The organism is Streptomyces rectiviolaceus, from assembly GCF_039533825.1.
In the GTDB taxonomy this organism is placed as follows: Bacteria; Actinomycetota; Actinomycetes; order Streptomycetales; family Streptomycetaceae; genus Streptomyces; species Streptomyces rectiviolaceus.
The window spans coordinates 14,925-36,033 of record NZ_BAAAUG010000052.1 but is presented as its reverse complement, the minus strand read 5'-3'; the positions used below and the strand labels follow the sequence as shown (position 1 = coordinate 36,033).

22 protein-coding genes are annotated in these 21,109 nt (G+C 69.8%); 11 read left to right on the top strand and 11 right to left on the bottom strand.

The genetic code is table 11. The features are described 5' to 3' along the window. Window positions 1-213: 213 nt before the first annotated feature. A complete protein-coding gene (gene serB / locus ABD378_RS17160; protein WP_344521787.1) occupies window positions 214-1,428 on the top strand; it encodes a phosphoserine phosphatase SerB in 1,215 nt (404 codons plus the stop codon). Window positions 1,429-1,520: 92 nt separating this feature from the next. Here serB and ABD378_RS17155 read toward each other — a convergent pair whose 3' ends face one another. The 4 genes from ABD378_RS17155 to ABD378_RS17140 all read right to left on the bottom strand — a co-directional run bounded on the left by ABD378_RS17155 (window position 1,521) and on the right by ABD378_RS17140 (window position 4,008). Further along, entirely contained in the window at window positions 1,521-2,039 is a 519-nt protein-coding gene (locus tag ABD378_RS17155; protein WP_344521786.1) for a SixA phosphatase family protein, read from the bottom strand. 88 nt (window positions 2,040-2,127) lie between these two features. Further along, a complete protein-coding gene (locus tag ABD378_RS17150) occupies window positions 2,128-2,352 on the bottom strand; it encodes a hypothetical protein (RefSeq protein WP_344521785.1) in 225 nt (74 codons plus the stop codon). A gap of 166 nt (window positions 2,353-2,518) precedes the next feature. Continuing rightward, window positions 2,519-2,635, bottom strand: coding sequence for an SGM_5486 family transporter-associated protein (locus ABD378_RS17145; RefSeq protein ID WP_150166275.1), 117 nt, complete (start codon window positions 2,633-2,635; stop codon window positions 2,519-2,521). Between the two features lie 56 nt (window positions 2,636-2,691). Next, window positions 2,692-4,008 (bottom strand): CynX/NimT family MFS transporter, encoded by a 1,317-nt coding sequence (locus tag ABD378_RS17140; RefSeq protein WP_344521784.1) that lies wholly within the window; start codon window positions 4,006-4,008, stop codon window positions 2,692-2,694. Window positions 4,009-4,080: 72 nt separating this feature from the next. On the opposite strand from ABD378_RS17140, the gene ABD378_RS17135 reads away from it, so the two are divergent. Next, the gene (locus ABD378_RS17135; RefSeq protein WP_344521783.1) at window positions 4,081-4,782 is read left to right on the top strand and encodes a FadR/GntR family transcriptional regulator; all 702 of its coding nucleotides are present in this window, start codon (window positions 4,081-4,083) and stop codon (window positions 4,780-4,782) included. Between the two features lie 3 nt (window positions 4,783-4,785). Here ABD378_RS17135 and ABD378_RS17130 read toward each other — a convergent pair whose 3' ends face one another. From ABD378_RS17130 to fabG, 3 genes are all read right to left on the bottom strand, one after another. Continuing rightward, window positions 4,786-5,157, bottom strand: coding sequence for a hypothetical protein (locus tag ABD378_RS17130; protein WP_344521782.1), 372 nt, complete (start codon window positions 5,155-5,157; stop codon window positions 4,786-4,788). A 136-nt stretch (window positions 5,158-5,293) separates the two neighbouring features. Then, window positions 5,294-6,061 carry an enoyl-ACP reductase FabI gene (gene fabI / locus ABD378_RS17125; protein WP_344521781.1) on the bottom strand — a complete coding sequence of 256 codons (768 nt, stop codon included), beginning with the start codon at window positions 6,059-6,061 and terminating at the stop codon, window positions 5,294-5,296. Between the two features lie 5 nt (window positions 6,062-6,066). After that, entirely contained in the window at window positions 6,067-6,786 is a 720-nt protein-coding gene (gene fabG, locus ABD378_RS17120) for a 3-oxoacyl-[acyl-carrier-protein] reductase (protein WP_344521780.1), read from the bottom strand. Between the two features lie 185 nt (window positions 6,787-6,971). Here fabG and ABD378_RS17115 point away from each other — a divergent pair, with 185 nt between their 5' ends. The 3 genes from ABD378_RS17115 to tyrS all read left to right on the top strand — a co-directional run bounded on the left by ABD378_RS17115 (window position 6,972) and on the right by tyrS (window position 11,256). Further along, entirely contained in the window at window positions 6,972-8,495 is a 1,524-nt protein-coding gene (locus ABD378_RS17115) for a TldD/PmbA family protein (protein ID WP_344521779.1), read from the top strand. After that, window positions 8,492-9,904 (top strand): metallopeptidase TldD-related protein, encoded by a 1,413-nt coding sequence (locus tag ABD378_RS17110; protein WP_344521778.1) that lies wholly within the window; start codon window positions 8,492-8,494, stop codon window positions 9,902-9,904. Before ABD378_RS17115 ends, ABD378_RS17110 begins: the two co-directional genes overlap by 4 nt. Before the next feature lie 74 nt (window positions 9,905-9,978). Further along, window positions 9,979-11,256 carry a tyrosine--tRNA ligase gene (gene tyrS / locus ABD378_RS17105; protein ID WP_344521777.1) on the top strand — a complete coding sequence of 426 codons (1,278 nt, stop codon included), beginning with the start codon at window positions 9,979-9,981 and terminating at the stop codon, window positions 11,254-11,256. 74 nt (window positions 11,257-11,330) lie between these two features. Here tyrS and ABD378_RS17100 read toward each other — a convergent pair whose 3' ends face one another. Continuing rightward, window positions 11,331-11,606: a GlsB/YeaQ/YmgE family stress response membrane protein gene (locus tag ABD378_RS17100; protein WP_344521776.1), complete on the bottom strand. Its 276-nt coding sequence runs from the start codon at window positions 11,604-11,606 to the stop codon at window positions 11,331-11,333. Window positions 11,607-11,821: 215 nt separating this feature from the next. Here ABD378_RS17100 and ABD378_RS17095 point away from each other — a divergent pair, with 215 nt between their 5' ends. After that, window positions 11,822-12,211, top strand: a complete 390-nt coding sequence (locus ABD378_RS17095; RefSeq protein ID WP_344521775.1) for a DUF3099 domain-containing protein — start codon at window positions 11,822-11,824, stop codon at window positions 12,209-12,211. Window positions 12,212-12,400: 189 nt separating this feature from the next. Beyond that, complete coding sequence (locus tag ABD378_RS17090; RefSeq protein ID WP_344521774.1) at window positions 12,401-12,628, top strand: hypothetical protein; 228 nt, start codon at window positions 12,401-12,403, stop codon at window positions 12,626-12,628. Here ABD378_RS17090 and moaA read toward each other — a convergent pair. The 3 genes from moaA to ABD378_RS17075 all read right to left on the bottom strand — a co-directional run bounded on the left by moaA (window position 12,625) and on the right by ABD378_RS17075 (window position 15,820). Further along, window positions 12,625-13,632: a GTP 3',8-cyclase MoaA gene (gene moaA, locus ABD378_RS17085; RefSeq protein ID WP_344521773.1), complete on the bottom strand. Its 1,008-nt coding sequence runs from the start codon at window positions 13,630-13,632 to the stop codon at window positions 12,625-12,627. The two genes, ABD378_RS17090 and moaA, sit on opposite strands and share 4 nt — an antisense overlap. Before the next feature lie 188 nt (window positions 13,633-13,820). After that, window positions 13,821-15,455, bottom strand: coding sequence for a solute symporter family protein (locus ABD378_RS17080; protein ID WP_344521772.1), 1,635 nt, complete (start codon window positions 15,453-15,455; stop codon window positions 13,821-13,823). Beyond that, window positions 15,452-15,820: a DUF485 domain-containing protein gene (locus tag ABD378_RS17075; protein WP_344521771.1), complete on the bottom strand. Its 369-nt coding sequence runs from the start codon at window positions 15,818-15,820 to the stop codon at window positions 15,452-15,454. The genes ABD378_RS17080 and ABD378_RS17075 overlap by 4 nt, the downstream gene beginning before the upstream one ends. 326 nt (window positions 15,821-16,146) lie before the next feature. On the opposite strand from ABD378_RS17075, the gene ABD378_RS17070 reads away from it, so the two are divergent. The 4 genes from ABD378_RS17070 to ABD378_RS17055 all read left to right on the top strand — a co-directional run. Further along, window positions 16,147-17,679, top strand: coding sequence for a S8 family peptidase (locus tag ABD378_RS17070; protein ID WP_344521770.1), 1,533 nt, complete (start codon window positions 16,147-16,149; stop codon window positions 17,677-17,679). A 14-nt stretch (window positions 17,680-17,693) separates the two neighbouring features. Then, complete coding sequence (locus ABD378_RS17065; protein WP_344521769.1) at window positions 17,694-19,280, top strand: S8 family peptidase; 1,587 nt, start codon at window positions 17,694-17,696, stop codon at window positions 19,278-19,280. A gap of 86 nt (window positions 19,281-19,366) precedes the next feature. Beyond that, window positions 19,367-19,933 (top strand): hypothetical protein, encoded by a 567-nt coding sequence (locus ABD378_RS17060; protein ID WP_344521768.1) that lies wholly within the window; start codon window positions 19,367-19,369, stop codon window positions 19,931-19,933. 36 nt (window positions 19,934-19,969) lie between these two features. After that, window positions 19,970-21,109 (top strand): CoA transferase (locus ABD378_RS17055; RefSeq protein ID WP_425583850.1); only part of this gene is annotated, 1,140 nt, incomplete at its 3' end.

Here is a 21,109-nt window from a genome sequence, read left to right as displayed (position 1 = left end):
TCGCCGCGGGGTAATCGGGTGGGTGGGAGGGGAAAGATCCGCCGCGAAGCGGCGGTGAAAACAGGGCCGCCCCGGACGGACAGATGTCCGCCAAGCGCACCGGCGGCACGCCCCCGCCGGACGGCGGGTGAAGACGCACCCCGGCGCAGAGGGTGTCCGGCACCCGGACCACCCCGGCGGCTGAACCGCACCGCCGGATACGGTGGGATCACCATGAGCGCTTCGCAGCCCCCGCAGCCCGCCGACGTCCCCACGCTCCTCGTCAAGATCTTCGGCAAGGACCGTCCCGGAATCACCGCAGGCCTCTTCGACACCCTCGCCGCCTACTCCGTCGACGTCGTCGACATCGAGCAGGTCGTCACCCGTGGCCGCATAGTGCTGTGCGCGCTCGTGACCGAGCCGCCAGCCGGCCTGGAGGGTGACCTGCGGTCCACCGTGCACAGCTGGGCCGATTCCCTGAAGATGCAGGCCGAGATCATCTCGGGCATCGGTGACAACCGCCCGCGTGGCCTCGGCCGTTCCCACGTCACCGTGCTCGGCCACCCCCTCACCGCCGAGTCGACCGCCGCCATCGCCGCCCGCATCACCGACACCGGCGGCAACATCGACCGCATCTTCCGGCTCGCCAAGTACCCCGTCACCGCCGTCGAGTTCGCCGTCTCCGGCACGGAGACCGAGCCGCTGCGGACCGCCCTCGCCCTGGAGGCCGCGAGGCTCGGCGTGGATGTCGCCGTCGTCGCGGCGGGTCTGCACCGCCGCGCCCAGCGGCTCATCGTGATGGACGTCGACTCGACCCTCATCCAGGACGAGGTGATCGAACTCTTCGCGGCGCACGCCGGCTGCGAGGACAAGGTCGCCGAGGTGACCGCGGCCGCGATGCGCGGCGAACTGGACTTCGAGCAGTCGCTGCACGCCCGCGTGGAGCTCCTCGCCGGGCTCGACGCCTCGGTCGTCGACAAGGTCCGCTCCGAGGTCCGTCTCACTCCCGGCGCCCGCACCCTGATCCGCACGCTCAAGCGTCTGGGCTACCAAGTGGGCGTCGTCTCGGGCGGGTTCACCCAGGTGACCGATGATCTGAAGGAACGTCTCGGCCTCGACTTCGCCCAGGCCAACACCCTGGAGATCGTCGACGGCAAGCTCACCGGGAAGGTGACCGGCGAGATCGTGGACCGCGCGGGCAAGGCCCGCCTCCTTCGCCGCTTCGCCGATGAGGCCGGGGTCCCGCTGGAGCAGACCGTGGCGATCGGCGACGGCGCCAACGACCTCGACATGCTGAACGCGGCCGGCCTCGGTGTCGCCTTCAACGCCAAGCCCGTCGTCCGCGAGGCCGCGCACACCGCGGTGAACGTCCCCTTCCTCGACACCGTCCTCTACCTCCTCGGCGTCACCCGCGAAGAGGTCGAAGCGGCGGACACGCACACCGACTGACGCCGCACCGACTGCTTCTTCGTCATGTCGTACGCCGATGGGCCCGGGTACCGCTGCGGTACCCGGGCCCATCGGCGTATGTGCGTCAGGGGCTATTCGGAGGGCGCCCAGTAGTCGACGAGCGTGCCGACTCCCGGTTCCAGGGCCTTCCACGAGCCGGAGTACGTCAGGACGGCGAAGGCTGAGGTCGGGAAGCCGCGGCGGTCCATCCGTGTACGGGCGTCGCCCTCGGCTTCACCCGCGAGGATGTCGGCGAGCCCCTGCACCCCGGGGTTGTGGCCGATCAGCACGACGTTCTGTACGTCGTCCGGGGTTTCGTTGAGCACGGCGATCAGCTCGCCCGGAGAGGCTTCGTACAGCCGCTCCTCGTAGACGGTCTTGGGCCTGTGCGGCAGCTCATGGACGGCGAGCTTCCATGTCTCGCGGGTCCTGGCGGCGGTCGAACAGAGGGCCAGGTCGAAGGGGATGCCGCTGTCGGACAGCTTGCGCCCGGCGACGGGGGCATCCTTGCGGCCTCGCTCCGCGAGCGGCCGCTCGTGGTCGGACACCTGCGGCCAGTCGGCCTTCGCATGCCGGAAGAGGATAATCCTGCGGGGTTCTGCGACGCTCATGCGTCCCAGCTTCGCATGAAAGGCGGCAGCGGGCGCAAGGAGTTGGCGTGCTCCCCCGGCACGGGTGACTGCGTTGACCTGGGGCAGATCACGGGGTCGTACCGAAGACCGTCTCCTGGATGCGCTCGAGCACATGCGTGACCGCCGGGCCGCCGCTCGTCGCGTGTGCGTCGGCGGGGTTCAGTATCAGCAGGAGCAGAGCCGCGAAGGCGATGGCGGGAAGGGCGATCGCCCACCACGGAAGCTGGATCTCGACGCTCGCGGAGTCCTTGGTGGCTCCCAGGTCGCGCCGAGTGTGCGAACGGGCCGACATGCCGCCTCCGGGGTCCGAGTCCTCCGTGCCGCGTCTTCGCGGCCACATCTCGAAGGTACGGATCGGGCGACCCTCAGCACATCCGGTGATCCACCCACTTGACCCTGACACTGGCCCCCTAGGGGATGGTGGTGCTAACCCCACCATCCGCCCCGCCGGGGTCAGTTCACGGCGAGGCGATGGAGGCGATGATCCCGATGATCACGGTGATGGCCAGCATCGAGCCGAGCACGATGAGCAGCTTCTTCTGGCCGTTCTGGGGGTTCGGGTCGAGCACAGGCATGGGGAGAGTCTCGCACCCTTTGTCCGAGGCGGCTCCGCCGGGGTCAGGCAGCCGGGTCAGGCAGCCGCCGCGACCTCGTCCTCGACCGTGCGGTTGCGGCCCGCCAGGATGCCCACCACGATCTGCGGCACCATCAGACCCGCCATGAGCGCGATCGGCAGGCCCCAGCCGCCGCTGTGCTGGTAGAGCACGCCCACCAGGAGCGGCCCCGGGATCGAGATCAGGTAGCCGGTGCTCTGCGCGAAGGCCGAGAGCTTGGCGACGCCCACGCTGCTCTTGGCCCGCATGCCGACCATGGTGAGGGCCAGCGGGAAGGCGCAGTTGGAGACGCCGAGCAGCAGGGCCCACGCCCAGGCACCGCTCTCGGGGGCGAGATAGAGGCCCGCGTATCCGGCGAGTCCGCAGGCGCCGAGCACGACCACCACAGGGCCCTGGTTCGGCAGTCGCGTGGCGACGCGCGGGATGACGAAGGCCAGCGGCACGCCCATCGCCATGGTGACGGCGAGGAGCACGCCGGCCTCCCCCGCCGGGACCCCCGCGTCACGGAAGATCTGCGGCATCCAGCCCATCGTGATGTACGCGGCCGTGGCCTGGAGCCCGAAGAAGCAGGCCAGCGCCCACGCCGTACGGCTGCGCGTGATGCGCAGGCCTGCGTCCTCCTGGCGCACCTCGGAGCTGACGTGCTCCGGGGCGGCGGACGCGGCGCTCTTGTCCCGCACGAGCGGCACCCACGGCACGACGGCGACGACGGCGAGCGCCGCCCACACCGCGAGCCCGGTCTGCCAACTGCCGCCCAGCGCATCGGTCATGGGCACGGTGATGGCCGCGGCCATCGACGTGCCGAGCGCGAGCGCCATCGAGTAGAGCCCGGTCATCGAGCCGACCCGGTCGGGGAACCAGCGCTTGACGATCACCGGCATCAGGACGTTGCTGACCGCGATGCCCATGAGGGCGAGCGCGCTTGCCGCGAGGAAGCCGACGGTGCCGCCGAGGAAGGGGCGGATGGCCAGGCCCGTGGCGATCGCGACCATGCCCGCGCAGACCACCGCGCTGGGGCCGAACCGGCGGGCAAGCCGCGGCGCCATCACTCCGAAGACCGCGAAACAGAGCGGCGGGACGGAGGTGAGCAGTCCGGCGAGCGTGCCGCTCATGCCGAGCCCGTCACGCACCTCTTCGAGGAGGGAGCCGAGGCTGGTGATGGCCGGACGGAGGTTGAGGGCGGCGAGGACGATGCCGACGATGACGAGACGCGTCGCCCACGCGCGCGTGGGGGGCTGTTTCTCCGCTGCCCCGCTCGCCGCGTCGGTACGTATCGGTGTCGTCGGTGTCGGTGTCGGTGTCGGTGTCATCGTCCGGGTTTCCTCACTAGCCATGGAGCCATCATAGAATCATGGGATGATTGACTGTCCAATCCGTTGTCGTCACATCGCGCACGAAGGAACGTCATGCCGCTGACCACCCCTCACCGCTCGGCGCTCTCCGAGCAGGTCATCGCCGAGCTGCGTAACCAGATCTCGTCGGGAGAGTGGCCGGTCGGCTCCCGCATCCCCACCGAGCCCGAGCTGGTCGAGCAGCTGGGCGTGGCGCGCAACACCGTCCGGGAAGCGGTCCGCGCCCTCGCGCACAACGGCCTCCTCGACATCCGCCAGGGCTCCGGCACCTATGTGGTCGCGACGAGCGAACTGGCCGGTGTGATGCAGCGCAGGTTCGCCGACGCGGAGCCGCGGCACATCGCGGAGCTGCGCAGCACGCTGGAGTCGAGCGCGGCGAGGCTGGCCGCGCAGCGGCGCACGGAGCGCGACCTCAAGCAGCTCGACGCCCTTCTGGAGCGCCGGGAGGAGGCCTGGGAGTCCGGCGACGCGGAGGCGTTCGTGGCGGCCGACGCGACCTTCCACCTGGCCGTCGTGGCCGCGTCCCACAACGACGTGATGACGGCGATGTACGCCGACCTCGGCGAGGTCATGCGGGACTGGCTGCGCGAGGACGTCGGCGAGAAACTGACCCCCGAGAGCCACATGGACCACGCCCGGCTCGTCGACGCGATCCGGGAGAACGACGCGGAGGCGGCGGCCAAGGAGGCCGCAGGCTACCCCTTCATGTGCCGCCCCGAGCTGTTCGACGACTCCGCCGGCTCAGCACGGCCGTGACCGTCACTTCTGGTGGCTGACCCACGCCGACCGGATCTCTTTCCAGCACCGTCCGGCGAGCCGCACGGTCTGGGCGGGCCCGGCCTCCACGGAGACGCCGTCGCTGTCGATGTCCCACCATTGCTCGCACTCCACGTGCAGCCGGACCCGGTCGGTCTCGGGGTACGGGTTGTGGCAGTACGCGACCGCGTCCGAGCCCTCGACGGTGGTGCGGCACTCCGAGCCGAAGGGCCGCGGTTCAACCCGCGGTTCGACGCGCGGTTCGACCCGCGGTTCGACCGCCTCCACGCTCGCGCGTGGAGGCTTCGCCTCTCCGACGGCATGCGACGCGGCGCCGTACGGCAGGGCGATCAGCAGGGTGAGAGCGGCGAGCACCGCAGGAGGTGACGGGCGCACACCTCAGGGTGCGCGGTTCCGCCCCGCGTGCGCCTGGTCAGTGCGCCGAACGGGTGACGCCCCGCCTCCCGCGCATCGCGGGGGACGGGGCGTCAGGAACGTACAGAACGCCTGCTCAGGCACCCATCATGTGCACGCCGCCGTCGACGTGGATGATCTCGCCCGTGGTCTTCGGGAAGAAGTCCGAGAGCAGCGCGACGATGCCGCGGCCCGCGGGCTCCGGGTCGGCCATGTCCCACGCCAGCGGGGAACGGGTGTTCCACACCTCGGCCAGCTCACCGAAGCCCGGAATGGACTTCGCGGCCATCGAGCCGATCGGGCCCGCCGAGATGAGGTTGCAGCGGATGTTGTCCTTGCCCAGGTCACGCCCGAGGTAGCGCGAGGTGGCCTCGAGGGCGGCCTTGGCCGGGCCCATCCAGTCGTACTGCGGCCAGGCGAACTGCGCGTCGAAGGTGAGGCCGACGATCGAGGCGCCGTCGCTCATCAGCGGCCGGCAGGCCATGGCGAGCGACTTCAGGGAGAACGCCGAGACGTGCATGGCCGTGGCGACCGACTCGAAGGGCGTGTTGAGGAAGTTGCCGCCGAGTGCGTCCTGCGGGGCGAAGCCGATGGAGTGGACGACGCCGTCCAGGCTGCCGAGCTCCTCGCGGACGAGGCCTTCGAGGCGGTCCAGGTGCTCCTGGTTGGTCACGTCGAGCTCGATGACCTTGGCGGGCTTGGGGAGCTTCTTGGCGATGCGCTCGGTGAGCGTGGGCCGCGGGAAAGCGGTGAGGATGACCTCGGCGCCCTGCTCCTGCGCGACCTTGGCCGCGTGGAACGCGATGGAGGATTCCATCAGAACGCCCGTGATCAGGATCTTCTTGCCGTCGAGAATTCCGCTCATGGTGATCAGTGACCCATGCCCAATCCGCCGTCAACGGGGATGACGGCTCCAGTGATGTACGAGGCGTCGTCCGAGGCGAGGAACTTCACCGCGGCGGCGATCTCCTCGGGCTGCGCGTAACGGCCGAGCGGCACCTGCGCCATGATGTTCGACCGCTGCTCGTCCGTCAGGGCCTTGGTCATGTCGGTGTCGACGAAACCGGGCGCCACGACGTTGAAAGTGAGATTGCGCGACCCGAGCTCACGGGCGAGAGAACGCGCGAAGCCGACCAGGCCCGCCTTCGATGCGGCGTAGTTCGCCTGCCCGGGTCCGCCCATCAGGCCGACGACCGAGGAGATCAGCACGACGCGGCCCTTCTTGGCCCGCAGCATGCCGCGGTTGGCACGCTTCACGACACGGAAGGTGCCGGTGAGATTGGTGTCGAGGACGGACGTGAAGTCCTCCTCGGACATCCGCATGAGGAGCTGGTCCTTGGTGATCCCGGCGTTGGCCACCAAGATCTCCACCGGACCGTGCTTCTCCTCGATCTCCTTGTAGGCCTGCTCCACCTGCTCGGTGTCAGTGATGTCGCACTTGACGGCGAGCACTCCGAGCTCCGTGAGGACCTGGGGCGGTTCACCCGAGCGGTAGGTGATCGCGACCTTGTCGCCGGCGTCGGCGAAGACGCGGGCGATGGCGAGGCCGATGCCCCGGTTTCCTCCGGTGACGAGAACCGAGCGGCTCAACGGATCACCCTTTCGATAGCGGTCTGGTACCTCGAAAACCTATCGGTACGGTGCTCCATACGGAGAATCGACGACCGACAGTGGCTTACCGGACTCACTGTCGGGTCCCTACAGAAAACGCTGGCCGCCGGGCCCCCACGCGCGACATGATCTGACCGACCGGTGCCGACAGCAGGGAGACATCCGTGCCTCATTCCATCGATGAAGCCTTCACGGCGCTGCCGCTCAGGGCCCTCGCCGACGCCGCGCTGGCCCGCGCGCGTGCCCTGGGCGCGGACCACGCGGACTTCCGCCTTGAGCGGGTGCGCAGCGCGTCCTGGCGGCTGCGGGACGCCAAGCCGTCCGGCACATCGGACACCACGGACCTCGGCTACGCGGTCCGAGTCGTGCACGGGGGGACCTGGGGGTTCGCATCGGGCGTCGATCTGACGATGGACGCGGCGGCGAAGGTCGCGTCCCAGGCCGTGGCGATGGCCAAGCTTTCGGCCAAGGTCATCAAGGCGGCGGGCTCCGAGGAGAGGGTCGAGCTCGCCGACGAGCCGGTGCACGCGGAGAAGACCTGGGTGTCGTCGTACGAGATCGACCCCTTCTCCGTGCCGGACGAGGAGAAGAGCGGGCTGCTCGCCGAGTGGAGCTCCCGTCTCCTGGCCGCCGACGGCGTCTCGCACGTCGACGCCTCGGTGCTCACCGTGCACGAGAACAAGTTCTACGCGGACACGGCGGGGACGGTGACCACGCAGCAGCGGGTCCGCCTGCACCCGCAGCTCACCGCGGTCGCGGTCGACGGGACGAGCGGCGAGTTCGACTCGATGCGGACCATCGCGCCACCGGTCGGGCGCGGCTGGGAGTACCTCACGGGCACCGGCTGGGACTGGGACGCGGAGCTCGCGCGCATCCCGGAGCACCTCGCCGAGAAGATGCGGGCGCCGAGCGTGCAGGCCGGCTCGTACGACCTGGTCGTCGACCCGTCGAACCTCTGGCTGACCATCCACGAGTCCATCGGCCACGCCACCGAGCTGGACCGCGCGCTCGGTTACGAAGCGGCGTACGCGGGCACGTCGTTCGCCACCTTCGACCAGCTCGGCAAGCTCGCGTACGGCTCGTCGATCATGAATGTGACGGGCGACAGGACGGCCGAGCACGGCCTGTCGACCATCGGGTACGACGACGAGGGCGTCGCCGCGCAGTCCTGGGACCTGGTGAAGGACGGCACCCTGGTCGGCTACCAGCTGGACCGCCGCATCGCGAGGCTCACCGGTTTCGAGCGCTCCAACGGCTGCGCGTACGCGGACTCCCCCGGCCATGTGCCGGTGCAGCGCATGGCGAACGTGTCGCTCAAGCCGGATCCCGGCGGGCTCTCGACGGAGGACCTGATCGGGGGCGTCGACCGCGGGATCTATGTGGTGGGCGACCGGTCCTGGTCCATCGACATGCAGAGGTACAACTTCCAGTTCACGGGACAGCGCTTCTACCGCATCGAGAACGGCCGCATCACCGGGCAGCTGCGCGACGTGGCGTACCAGGCGACGACCACCGACTTCTGGGGTTCGATGACGGCGGTGGGCGGCCCGCAGACGTATGTGCTCGGGGGCGCCTTCAACTGCGGCAAGGCCCAGCCGGGCCAGGTCGCTGCGGTCTCGCACGGCTGCCCCTCGGCCCTGTTCCGAGGCGTGAACATCCTCAACACCACGCAGGAGGCAGGTCGATGACCTCTCGTACGAACCGCACGAACCGTACGAACAAGCCGCACGAGATCGTCGAGCGCGCCCTGGAGCTGTCCACCGCCGACGGCTGCGTCGTCATCGCCGACGAGCACTCGACCGCGAACCTGCGCTGGGCGGGCAACGCCCTGACCACGAACGGCGTCACCCGTGGCCGCACCCTCACGGTCATCGCGACCGTCGACGGCAAGGAAGGCACCGCTTCGGGCGTCGTCTCGCGCTCGGCCGTGACCTCCGCCGATCTCGAGCCCCTGGTCCGCGCCGCCGAGCACGCCGCGCGCAGTGCGGGTCCCGCCGAGGACGCGCAGCCACTGGTGGCCGGGGCCGAGGAGTCCGCGGACTTCAGGGACGCGCCCGCCGAGACGTCCTCCGCGGTCTTCGGGGACTTCGCCCCCGCCCTCGGCGAGGCGTTCGCCGCTGCCCGCGCGGGCGGGCGTGAGCTGTACGGCTTCGCGAACCATGAACACGCGACGAGCTATCTCGGTACGTCGACCGGGCTGCGCCTGCGGCACGACCAGCCGGGCGGCACCCTGGAGCTCAACGCCAAGTCCCCCGACCGCACGAAGTCGGCGTGGGCGGGGCGTGCGACCAGGGACTTCAAGGACGTCGACCCCGCGGCGCTCGACGCGGAGCTCGCCAAGCGCCTGGGGTGGGCGCAGCGGCACGTCGATCTGCCGGCCGGGCGGTACGAGACGATCCTGCCGCCGACCGCCGTCGCCGACCTGCTGATCTACCAGCTGTGGTCGGCGTCGGCCCGGGACGCGGCCGAGGGCCGGACGGTGTTCTCCAGGCCGGGCGGCGGCACCCGCGTCGGCGACCGGCTCGCCGAGCTGCCCCTGACGTTGCGCAGCGACCCGAACGAGCCGGGTCTGGAGTCCGCCCCGTTCGTCCTCGCGCACGCATCGGGCGGTGACTCGTCCGTCTTCGACAACGGGCTTCCGCTGACCGCGACCGACTGGGTACGCGCGGGGGAACTCGCGCATCTGACCACCACCCGGCACAGCGCGTCCCTGACCGGCCTGCCGGTGGCCCCCGCCATCGACAACCTCATCCTGGACGGCGGCACGGACCGCTCCCTGGAGGAGATGGTCGCGAGCACGGAGAGAGGGCTGCTCCTGACCTGCCTCTGGTACATCCGCGAGGTCGACCCGGCCACCCTGCTGCTCACCGGGCTCACCCGGGACGGCGTCTATCTCGTCGAGAACGGCGAGGTCGTGGGCGAGGTGAACAACTTCCGCTTCAACGAGTCGCCGGTCGACCTGCTCTCGCGGGCGGCCGAGGCGGGGCGGACGGAAAAGACGCTGCCCAGGGAGTGGGGCGACTGGTTCACCAGGGCCGCGATGCCCGCCCTGCGCATCCCCGACTTCAACATGAGCTCGGTCAGCCAAGGCGTGTGACGCCCATAGACTGGCCGGTACCAACCGGTACCGGCCAGAAGCCTTTCAAGAACCTTTCAAGGAGACACAAGACCGTGACGGACATCGTCGACGAGCTGAAGTGGCGGGGCCTTTTCTCCCTGTCCACTGACGAAGATGCACTGCGCAAGGCGCTCGCGGACGGCCCCGTCACGTTCTATTGCGGCTTCGACCCCACCGCGGCCAGCCTGCACGTCGGACACCTGGTGCAGGTCCTCACCGTCCGCAGGCTCCAGCAGGCGGGCCACCGCCCGCTGGCGCTCGTCGGCGGCGCCACGGGTCAGATCGGTGACCCGCGGCCGACCGCCGAGCGCACCCTGAACGACCCGGAGACGGTCGCGAACTGGGTGGCCAGGCTGCGCTCGCAGATCGAGCCGTTCCTGTCCTTCGACGGCGAGAACGCCGCGCTGATGGTCAACAACCTGGACTGGACCGCGGGCATGTCCGCGATCGAGTTCCTGCGGGACATCGGCAAGCACTTCCGCGTGAACAAGATGCTCACCAAGGACTCCGTGGCCCGCCGCCTGGAGTCCCAGGAGGGCATCTCGTACACGGAGTTCAGCTACCAGCTGCTGCAGGGCATGGACTTCCTGGAGCTCTACCGCCGCTACGGCTGCACGCTGCAGACCGGCGGCAGCGACCAGTGGGGCAACCTCACGGCGGGCATCGACCTGATCCACCGCCTGGAGCCGGACGCCACGGTGCACGCCGTCGGCACGCCGCTGATGGTCAAGGCGGACGGCACCAAGTTCGGCAAGTCCGAGAGCGGCGCCGTCTGGCTCGACCCGGAGATGACCACGCCGTACGCGTTCTACCAGTTCTGGCTGAACGTGGACGACCGTGACGTCTCGACGTACTCGCGCATCCTCAGCTTCAAGTCACGCGAGGAGCTGGAGGAGCTCGAGAAGCTCACCGAGGAGCGCCCGCAGGCCCGTGCGGCCCAGCGCGCGCTCGCCGAGGAGCTGACGACGCTGGTGCACGGCGCCGACCAGTGCGCCGCGGTCATCGCCGCGTCCAAGGCGCTGTTCGGCCAGGGTGAGCTCGGCGACCTCGACGAGGCGACGCTGAGCGCGGCCCTCTCCGAGCTGCCGCGCGTCCAGGTCAGCGAGCTCGGGCCGGTGGTGGACCTCCTCGCGGAGGTCGGCCTGGTGGCGAGCAAGTCCGCGGCCCGGCGCACGGTCAAGGAGGGCGGTGCCTACGTGAACAACGCGAAGGTCGCATCCGAGGACGCCGTACCGTCCCGCGACGAGCTCCTGCACGGGCGCTGGCTGGTGCTTCGCCGGGGCAAGAAGAACCTGGCGGCCGTCGAGGTCACTGAGGTCACCGCGGGCTGACCCGCGTTCCCGTACGCAGCGGTGAGGGGCCGGTCCCACGGACCGGCCCCTCACGCATGCCGCATGCGCGCAGGTCAGGCCTGCTGTCTATTGCCCTTGATCATCTTGTACGCCATGTCTCCGACGCCCACGACGACGAGGGCGGCCACGAGCTGCAGGGCGTGGCGTCCCCAGTCGATGCCCCTGGTCTCATCGATGCCGAACGCCCCGGCAAGCGAATTGCCGATGATCGCTCCGATGATGCCGAAGATCGTGGTCAGCCAGAGCGGACTGTGCTGCTTGCCGGGCAGGATCGCCTTGGCGATCAGCCCCAGCACGAATCCCACGATGATGGCCCACAACCAGCCCATAGCTGCCTCCTCATACGGCTCCACATGAGCATTACAGTCAGTGTCGGCCGATCCTCCATACGGCGCATGTCGGGCACCCCCATACGTGGCATGACGCAGACAGGACACCGAGAAGAGACCTGCCCCGCTCTCGAAGGCTGCGCAGCCGCGGCGTAACGTGGAGCGGGTCCGGGCCGGGGAGCGCCCGGCTTCTTGTGAGCAGGCGGTGGAATGTGATGCGGAAGCAGAGCGGCGCCCAGGTCTTCCGGATCACAGGGGCCCGGCAGGGCCTCGCGGACGACGTGCGCGGCAGGCAGCGCCGGTACGTGATCTCGATGTCGATCCGTACTCTTTCGGTCATTGCCGCGGCGGTGCTCTGGAACGTCGAGCGGCATGTCGCCTTCGTCGCTCTGGTGCTCGGCATCCTCCTGCCGTACATCTCCGTCGTGATCGCCAACGCGGGCCGGGAGAACGTCCCTTCGCTGCCGTCGACCTTCGTACCGGCGCCGTCCCGGCCGATTCTGGCGCCACCGACGGCGCGCGGCGGGCCCGCGGAACCCGTCCCGGAAGCCGGTTCGGGGCCCGTGCCGGGCGAGCCCAACGCTCCGTCAGGTCACCAGAACTGACCGTCGACGTTGCGCCAAGCTCAAGAAAAGCTCAGATCAATCATGTAGTTCCGGTGCCAGGTACCGGGTCCCCCGTGACATACTTCGTACGCGCTCCGCATCCCCCGTCGGAGCGACAGACCGACGCCGGGCAGCTCCCCCCGTGGCTGCTCGGCGTCGCCTTGTTTTGAACGCACTTGGACGTTAATCGTGAGCGACGAAACACCGATCTGTTCCGCCAAGGGCTGCCGCGCCGCCGCGGTGTGGGTGCTCGCGTGGAACAACCCGAAGATCCACACTCCGGAGCGCCGCAAGACGTGGCTCGCATGTGAGGAACACCGCGAGCACCTCTCTCAATTCCTGGGCGTCCGCGGCATGTTGAAGGACGTCGTGGCGCTGGCGGAGTGGGAAGCGCAGGGCGAGTCCTCCGACTCCTAGCCGCCGATCGCCGACATCGGGCGGTCGGGCTGCAGGAACGCCGGGTCGTCGAGGCCCGAGCCCGCCTTCTTGCCCCACATCGCGAGCTTCCATATGCGCGCGATCGCCTCGTCCGAGCCGTCTTCGCTGTCTTCGCCGTTCGCCCTCAAGGCCGCCCTGAGGTCGGTCTCCTCGGTGGCGAACAGGCAGGTGCGGACCTGGCCGTCGGCCGTAAGACGGGTGCGGTCGCAGGCCGAGCAGAAGGGGCGGGTGACGGAGGCGATGACGCCGACGCGATGCGGACCGCCGTCCACGACCCAGCGCTCGGCCGGCGCGGAGCCGCGCTCGCCGGAGCCCTCCTCGGTGAGCTCGAAGCGCGTACGCAGCGACTGCAGGATGTCACCCGCGGTGATCATGCCGTCGCGCTTCCAGCCGTGCTGGGCGTCCAGCGGCATCTGCTCGATGAAACGCAGTTCGTAGTCGTTCTCGACTGCCCAGGCGAGCAGGTCCGGGGCCTCGTCGTCGTTCAGGCCCGGCATCAGGACCGTGTTGACCTTGACCGGGGTCAGGCCCGCGTCACGGGCGGCCTCGAGGCCCTCAAGGACGTCCTTGTGGCGGTCACGGCGGGTGAGGGTCTTGAAGGCGTCCGGGCGCAGTGTGTCCAGGGAGACGTTCACCCGGTCGAGGCCCGCGGCCTTGAGGGCGGCCGCGGTGCGCTTGAGACCGATGCCGTTCGTCGTCAGGGACATCCTGGGGCGCGGCTCCAGCTGGGCGCAGCGCTCGACGATGCCGACGAGCCCGGGGCGCAGGAGCGGCTCACCGCCGGTGAAGCGGACCTCGGTGATGCCGAGCTGCGTCACGGCGATCCGGATGAGGCGGACGATCTCGTCGTCGCTGAGGAGCTCGGACTTGGACAGCCACTGCAGGCCCTCTTCAGGCATGCAGTACGTGCACCGCAGGTTGCACTTGTCGGTCAGCGAAACCCGCAGATCGGTGGCCACTCGGCCGTAGGTGTCGATGAGCACGTGGGCCCCCTCCCTGATCCTGTTCAGCCAGTCCGGTCAGATACCACGAGCCTACGTGACGGGGCTGACATCGACGGAGGCCCGATCCCACGAGGAGCGGCACGGCCGCGTCGTAGAGATCTACCAACGATCTACGACGCGGCCGCTGACGTGCGCTTTCAGGCAAAGCCAGGTGGAGTCAGGCGGAGTCAGTGGGCTCCGGTACCCGTGAGGGACCGTACCTCCAGCTCCGCGTATTTGCCCTTGTCCGGCTCTTCCTTCGACAGGATCGTGCCGAGCCAGCCGAGCAGGAAGCCCAACGGGATGGAGATCAGGCCCGGGTTCTCCAGCGGGAAGAAGTCGAAGTTGGCGCTGGGGAACATCGAGGTGGGCTTGCCCGAGACGACCGGCGAGAACAGCACCAGGCCGACCGCGGCCACGAGTCCGCCGTAGATGGACCAGAGCGCGCCCTGCGTGGTGAACCGCTTCCAGAAGAGGCTGTAGAGGATCGTCGGCAGGTTCGCGGAGGCCGCGACGGCGAAGGCGAGGGCGACCAGGCCCGCCACGTTGAGGTCGCGGGCCAGGGCGCCAAGGGCGATGGAGACGATGCCGATCAAGACGGTCGACCAGCGAGCGGCCTTCATCTCCTCCTTCTCTGTGGCCTTGCCCTTCTTGATGACGTTGGCGTAGATGTCGTGTGCGAACGACGAGGACGAGGCGAGGGTCAGGCCTGCGACGACCGCGAGGATCGTGGCGAACGCGACCGCGGAGATCACGGCGAGCAGGAGCGCGCCGCCGGTGGAGTCGCCACCGCCGCCGATCTCCAGGGCGGCGAGCGGCGCCGCGGTGTTGCCCGCCTTGTTCGAGGCGATGATGTCGCCGGGCTTGAGCAGGGCGGCGGCGCCGAAGCCGAGGACGATCGTCATCAGGTAGAAGGAGCCGATGATGCCGATCGCCCAGTTCACGGACTTACGCGCGGCCTTGGAGGTCGGCACCGTGTAGAAGCGGATCAGGATGTGCGGCAGTCCCGCCGTGCCGAGCACCAGGGCGATGCCCAGCGAGATGAAGTCCAGCTTCGAGGTGCCGCTCGCGCCGTATTTGAGACCGGGCTCCAGGAAGGCCGAGCCCTTGCCGCTGTTGGAGGCGGCGGTGCCGAGCAGGTCGGAGACGTTGAAGTTGAACTTCAGCAGGATCAGGAAGGTGATCAGCACGGTGCCCGCGATGAGCAGCACGGCCTTGACCATCTGCACCCAGGTGGTGCCCTTCATGCCGCCGATGGTGACGTAGACGATCATCAGGACGCCGACGAGGGCGACGATCAGGATCTTGCCCGCATCGCTGGTGATGCCGAGCAGCAGCGAGACCAGGACGCCGGCGCCCGCCATCTGCGCGAGCAGGTAGAAGATCGAGACGACGATCGTGGAGGTGCCCGCGGCGGTGCGCACCGGACGCTGGCGCATGCGATAGGCCAGTACGTCGCCCATCGTGTAGCGGCCGGAGTTGCGCAGCGGCTCGGCGACCAGGAGGAGTGCCACCAGCCAGGCGACCAGGAAGCCGATGGAGTAGAGGAAGCCGTCGTACCCGAAGAGCGCGATGGCGCCCGCGATGCCGAGGAAGGACGCGGCGGACATGTAGTCGCCGGAGATCGCCAGGCCGTTCTGGAAGCCGGTGAACTGGCGGCCTCCCGCGTAGAAGTCGGCGGCGCTCTTGGTCTGGCGCCCCGCCCAGACGGTGATGAAGAGGGTCGCGACGACGAAGGCCGCGAAGAGGCTGATGATCAGCACCCGGTGCTCGGAGGCGTCGGACGTCGCTGCCAGGACAGTGGTGTTCAGCGCGGGGCTCATGCGCCGCCCTCCAGACGGGACTTGATCGCCTCGGCCTTGGGGTCGAGCTTCGCGTTGGCGTGGCGCGAGTAGAACCAGGCGATGAGGAACGTGGTCAGGAACTGTGCGAGGCCGAGGACCAGGGCGACATTGATGTTGCCGAACAGCTTGGTGCCCATGAGGTCGCCCGCGTAGTTCGAGAGCAGCACGTACGCGAGGTACCAGACGATGAAGGCGACGGTGAGCGGGAAGGCGAAGGAGCGGTGTGCCTTGCGGAGTTCACCGAACTCGGGGCTCGCTTGCTCCTCGAGGAATTCTGCCGTGGTCGGCGCGTACGGAACGGGGGTTTCTCCGTCCTTGGACGGTGGGGATGCTTCGGGGGCCACGGAGTCTCCTCGTGGTGCGGGTGCGGTGGGGACGGACAGCTGATCCATGAACTCTCTCTGATCCGGCAGTGATGCGGATCACGTGAGCCACGGATGGCGATGCTAAGGCCACAGGACGTGATCCGACAGGGGGTTGATGTTGCTTCTGTTAACGGTTCAACGTCATAACGGCACGCCCGGCTCGGCACGGCGTGCTGCTTTCTTCCGGAATCCATTGCTGGCCTGGGAGTTCTGGGGATAGCTTCACCCTGCACGCCCCGTCATGTACCTGCCCGATCACTAGATGTGTTCGGGCAGTTCACGTATCCGGATGATGTGGAGACCCCATGGCTCATCTGCGTTCCAGACGCCGAATCGCGCTCACCGTGCCCCTCGGCATCGCGCTCGCCGCGTCGGTCGGCTTCGCCCCGGGCATCGCGACCGCGGCCCCCGACGCACCCGCCACCGCGTCGGCGAAGGCCGAGTCCCCGAAGCTCGCGTACGTCGTCAACACCCGCGCGGACTCCAAGACGATCGCGTACGTCAAGAAGGCGATCGCCAAGGCGGACGGCTCCGTCGTCGTCGCGTACCCGAAGATCGGCGTCATCGTCGCGCACTCGGCCAACCCCGCCTTCGGCGAGCAGATGCGCAAGGTCAAGGGGGTCCAGTCCGCGGGCGCGACCCGCACCTCGCCCCTGACGGCGGCGGGCACCACGGAGGAGGGCGCCCCGGCCTTCGTGTCGAAGTCCGAGGCCAAGTCGCTCAAGGCACAGGCGGGTTCGGGCGCCGAGCCGCTCGAGGCCGACCAGTGGGACCTGCGCGCGATAGGCGCCGACAAGGCAGCCGAGATCAACCCGGGCAGCAAGAAGGTCACCGTCGGCGTCATCGACACCGGAGTCGACGACACCCACCCGGACCTCGCGTCCAACTTCTCGGCCTCGCAGTCCGCGAGTTGTGTCGGCGGCAAGGCCGACGCCTCGCCCGGCGCCTGGCGCCCGGAGAAGCCGGACCACTACCACGGCACGCACGTGGCCGGCGAGATCGCCGCCGCGCGCAACGGCGTGGGGGTCGCGGGTGTCGCGCCCGGCGTGAAGGTCGCGGGCATCAAGGTGGCCGACCCGGTCAGCGAGCTGTTCTACCCGGAGAGCGTCGTCTGTGCCTTCGTGTTCGCCGCCGACAAGGGCATCGAGATCACGAACAACAGCTACTACGTGGACCCGTGGCTCTACAACTGCATGGACGACCCGGACCAGCGGGCCATCGTCGACGCGGTCAACCGGGCCCAGCTGTACGCCCAGAAGAAGGGCACGCTGAACCTCGCGTCGGCGGGCAACTCCAACCACGACCTCGCCTCCGACGAGATCCTGGACGACTCGAGCCCGGACGACTCGACGCCGGTGCCGCGCACCATCGACCCGTCCGAGTGCTTCGACCTCCCGACGCAGCTGCCGGGCGTGGTCACGGTCAGCGCGACGGGCGTGCAGAACCTCAAGTCGTACTACTCCACGTACGGCAAGGGCGTCATCGACATCGCCGCCCCCGGCGGCGACAAGTACCAGATCCCGGCCGACACCCCGTCGAAGAACGGCCGCATCCTCTCCACGATGCCGGGCAACGAGTACGCCTGGCTGCAGGGCACCTCGATGGCGTCGCCGCACGCCTCGGGCGTGGCCGCGCTCCTGAAGTCGACGCACCCCAAGGCGAGCCCCGCCGAGCTCCAGCGGCTGCTCAAGAAGCAGGCCGACAACCCGGGCTGCCCGACGGAGCCGTACGACCCGGACGGTGACGGCAAGGTCGACTCGGTCTGTGAGGGCGGCAAGAACAAGAACGGCTTCTACGGCAGCGGGATCGTCGACGCGCTCGACGCCGTAAAGAAGTGAGGGGTTCGCACACCATGACCGCACCCTTCACGCGCTCCCGCCGCGTGCTCGCACTCCCGCTCGGCATGGCGGTGGCATCGGCCGTCGCCTTCCTGCCGGGCACGGCATCGGCTCAGCCCGATGCCGCGGCGCGTCCGGACACCCCGGTGTCGTCGGCCGTGTCCGCCGTCGGCTCGACGCTCGCGGACGGCACGTCGATGAGCTATGTCGTCAACGTCCGTGCCGGGCACGGCGCTTCACCGTCCGTCAAGACATCGGCGTACGTGAAGAAGGCCATCGCCAAGGCGGGCGGCAAGGTCGTCATCGCGTACGACAGGATCGGCGTGATCGTCGTCCACTCGTCGAACGCGGACTTCGCCAAGCAGATCCGCAAGGCGAAGGGCGTCGCGTCCGCGGGGGCCACCCGCACGGCGCCGCTGTCGGCGCAGTCCGACGACGCCCTTGAGGCCGACCGGCCGCTGACCGCCGTCGAGGCCGAGAAGGCCGCCGGGAAGGCGGGCGCGGGCCAGGACGAGCTGGAGCCGCTCCAGTGGGACCTGCCCGCCATCAAGGCGGACAAGGCCCACAAGGAGTCGCTCGGCAGCTCCAGGGTCACCGTCGGCGTCCTGGACTCCGGCGTGGACGACACGCACCCGGACATCGCGCCGAACTTCGACGCGAAGGCGTCCGCGAGCTGCCTGGGCGGCGTGCCCGTGCAGAAGGGCGGCGCCTGGCGTCCGGTGTCCGGGGAGAGCGACCACGGCATGCACGTGGCGGGCACGATCGCCGCCGCGAAGAACGGCACCGGCGTCACCGGTGTCGCTCCCGGCGTGAAGGTGGCGAGCCTGAAGGTGGCCGAGCCTGCGACCGGCATGTACTACACGGAGGCCGTGGTCTGCGGCTTCATGTGGGCGGCCGATCACGGCGTCGACGTCACCAACTCCAGCTATTACACCGACCCGTGGCTCTTCAACTGCAAGACGGACGACGACCAGAAGGCCCTGGTCGACGCCGTCGGGCGGGCCACCCGGTACGCGGAGCGCAAGGGTGCGGTGAACGTCGCGGCGGCCGGCAACGCCGAGACGGACCTCGCGCAGGAGGAGATCGTCGACGACTCCAGCCCGGACGACACGACGCCCACGGAGCGCACGATCAAGACGGCGGACTGCCTCGACCTGCCGTCGCAGCTACCGGGTGTCGTGACCGTCTCGGCCACGGGCGCGAAGGGCATCAAGTCCTCGTACTCGAACTACGGCAAGGGCGTCATCGACATCGCGGCGCCGGGCGGCGACTCCACCAGGTTCCAGACGCCGGACGCACCGGCCACGGACGGCCGCATCCTGTCGACCCTTCCGGGCGGCAAGTTCGGCTACAAGGCGGGTACGTCGATGGCATCACCGCACGCCGCGGGGGTCGCCGCGCTCATCAAGTCGGCCCATCCGCACGCGTCTTCGGCGAAGGTGAAGGCGCTGCTCTACGGCGAGGCCGACGCCATGAAGTGCACCGATCCGTACGACATCGACGGTGACGGCAAGGTCGACGCGGTCTGCGCGGGCGGCAAGAACGCGAACGGCTTCTACGGCGTGGGCATGATCGACGCGCTCGACGCCGTGCGGAAGTAGACGCGGTGCGGAAGTAGCTGGTTCGCGAGGCGAGTCGGGCCGGGCGGTCGAGTACCGCCCGGCCCTTCGCGAGAGGATCTCGTTCCATGTACGAGTACAAGGACTCCCGGTTCGTCCTCACCGAGACAGAGCACTGGGTGGCGTGGCCCGTCCGTCCCCGGTGGCAAGTGGTGCTCGGTTTCGTCGCCATGGTCGCCTACGTGCCGTTGTGGTGCGTGCTCGCGGTGGTGGTGATGGCCGGGGTCATCGTGGTCCTGTTCCTGGCGGAGATCGTCGAGTCGGTCAGCGACTCGGGGGAGCGGAAGCTGAACGCCCTGTCGGACCGCATGCTGGACCGCCTCCTGCTGCCGGACTGGTGCGTGACCTGGCCGGAGCTGCGCCACGAAGGAGACACGGCGTACTACCGCGCGCGGGTCGACAAGTTCCTCGACGGCCGGACGAAACTGGCCTCCGCCCCTCGCACGCCGAAGACGCAGCCGCCGGTCGAGTGCGAGCTCCCGTGGCGCGTCTACCGCGGCGTGGGCGGCGACTACGTGGTCAAGGCGGCTGCCGCCCAGGGGTGGGAGCTGCGGCCGTCGGAGCCGGAGAAGTCGATCAGGCTGTGGTGGTCGGCGGCCACACGGGCCGAGGCAGGCACCGGGACGGCGGAGTAACTCGCGCGGCATAGTGCATGCATGACGCACACACCGATGACCGGTACGCGGACCGCCTGGGCCGCGCTCGGCGGCGACCCCGCTCTCCTCTCCCGTGTCACGCCCGTCGTACGGGACGACGCGCTGCCCGCGAAGCTCCCCGTGCCCCGGCTGGCCCGCGGCTGCGACGTCGCCTGCGCGCTCGCCGCGGCCGAGCTGGCCGCGGCCCGTACCGGACAGGCCGTGCCCCGGGTGCGGGTCGACGACGGGGCGGTCGCCACGGCGTTCACCAGTGAGCGGCATCTCCTCGTGGACGGGCGCGCACCCGTCACCTTCGCGCCCCTGTCCCGCTTCTGGCGCACCGCGGACGGCTGGGTTCGCACGCACGCCAACTACCCCCACCACCGGGCGGCGCTGCTGGCCGCGCTGGGTCTCCCGGACCCTTCTGTGGAGTCGGTGGCCGCGCGGCTCGCGGAGCGGTCTTCCCTGGACGTGGAAGACGCCGTGTACGCCGCCGGGGGCCTCGCGGTGGCGCTGCGTACGCCCGAGGAGTGGGCCGCGCACCCGCAGGGCGTCGCGGTGGCGGAGCGCCCGCTGCTGAGCCGCGAGCGGATCGGCGAGGGGCCCGCACGGGCCGTCCCCGCGCTCACCGGCTCCCCCGCGCTGCCCGCCGCGGGACTCCGCGTCCTCGACCTCACCCGGGTCATCGCGGGCCCCGTCGCGACCCGCACGCTCGCGCTGCTCGGCGCGGACGTGCTGCGCGTCGACTCGCCCCGGCTGCCCGAACTCCCCGACCAGCACACCGACACCGGCTTCGGGAAGCGGTCCGCGACGCTCGACCTGGCGGAGCGGACCGGCAGGCGTACGTTCGACGAGCTGCTCGCGAGGGCCGACGTGGTCGTCACCGGCTACCGGCCCGGCGCCCTCGACCGCTTCGGGCTCGCCCCGGAGGCACTGGCCGAGCGCAGGCCCGGGGTCGTGGTGGCGCAGTTGTCGGCGTGGGGCGGGTACGGGCCGTGGGCGGAGCGGCGCGGGTTCGACAGTCTGGTGCAGGTCGCCACGGGGATCGCGGCCGTCGAGGGGGCGGCGGATCGACCGGGCGCACTGCCCGCGCAGGCCCTGGACCACGGCACGGGCTATCTGCTGGCGGCGGCGGTCCTGCGCTCGCTCACCGACCAGGTGGCGGGCGACGGCGGG

What these genes read in the sequence shown, in the direction of transcription:
- ABD378_RS17110 (WP_344521778.1), top strand. Translation starts at nt 8,492, where the DNA reads ATGACCTCTCGTACGAACCGCACGAACCGTACGAACAAGCCGCACGAG.
- fabI (WP_344521781.1), bottom strand. Translation starts at nt 6,061, where the DNA reads ATGAGCGGAATTCTCGACGGCAAGAAGATCCTGATCACGGGCGTTCTG.
- ABD378_RS17060 (WP_344521768.1), top strand. Translation starts at nt 19,367, where the DNA reads ATGTACGAGTACAAGGACTCCCGGTTCGTCCTCACCGAGACAGAGCAC.
- serB (WP_344521787.1), top strand. Translation starts at nt 214, where the DNA reads ATGAGCGCTTCGCAGCCCCCGCAGCCCGCCGACGTCCCCACGCTCCTC.
- ABD378_RS17095 (WP_344521775.1), top strand. Translation starts at nt 11,822, where the DNA reads ATGCGGAAGCAGAGCGGCGCCCAGGTCTTCCGGATCACAGGGGCCCGG.
- ABD378_RS17065 (WP_344521769.1), top strand. Translation starts at nt 17,694, where the DNA reads ATGACCGCACCCTTCACGCGCTCCCGCCGCGTGCTCGCACTCCCGCTC.
- ABD378_RS17070 (WP_344521770.1), top strand. Translation starts at nt 16,147, where the DNA reads ATGGCTCATCTGCGTTCCAGACGCCGAATCGCGCTCACCGTGCCCCTC.
- ABD378_RS17155 (WP_344521786.1), bottom strand. Translation starts at nt 2,039, where the DNA reads ATGAGCGTCGCAGAACCCCGCAGGATTATCCTCTTCCGGCATGCGAAG.
- ABD378_RS17140 (WP_344521784.1), bottom strand. Translation starts at nt 4,008, where the DNA reads ATGGCTAGTGAGGAAACCCGGACGATGACACCGACACCGACACCGACA.
- ABD378_RS17135 (WP_344521783.1), top strand. Translation starts at nt 4,081, where the DNA reads ATGCCGCTGACCACCCCTCACCGCTCGGCGCTCTCCGAGCAGGTCATC.
- ABD378_RS17100 (WP_344521776.1), bottom strand. Translation starts at nt 11,606, where the DNA reads ATGGGCTGGTTGTGGGCCATCATCGTGGGATTCGTGCTGGGGCTGATC.
- ABD378_RS17080 (WP_344521772.1), bottom strand. Translation starts at nt 15,455, where the DNA reads ATGAGCCCCGCGCTGAACACCACTGTCCTGGCAGCGACGTCCGACGCC.
- ABD378_RS17150 (WP_344521785.1), bottom strand. Translation starts at nt 2,352, where the DNA reads ATGTCGGCCCGTTCGCACACTCGGCGCGACCTGGGAGCCACCAAGGAC.
- ABD378_RS17145 (WP_150166275.1), bottom strand. Translation starts at nt 2,635, where the DNA reads ATGCCTGTGCTCGACCCGAACCCCCAGAACGGCCAGAAGAAGCTGCTC.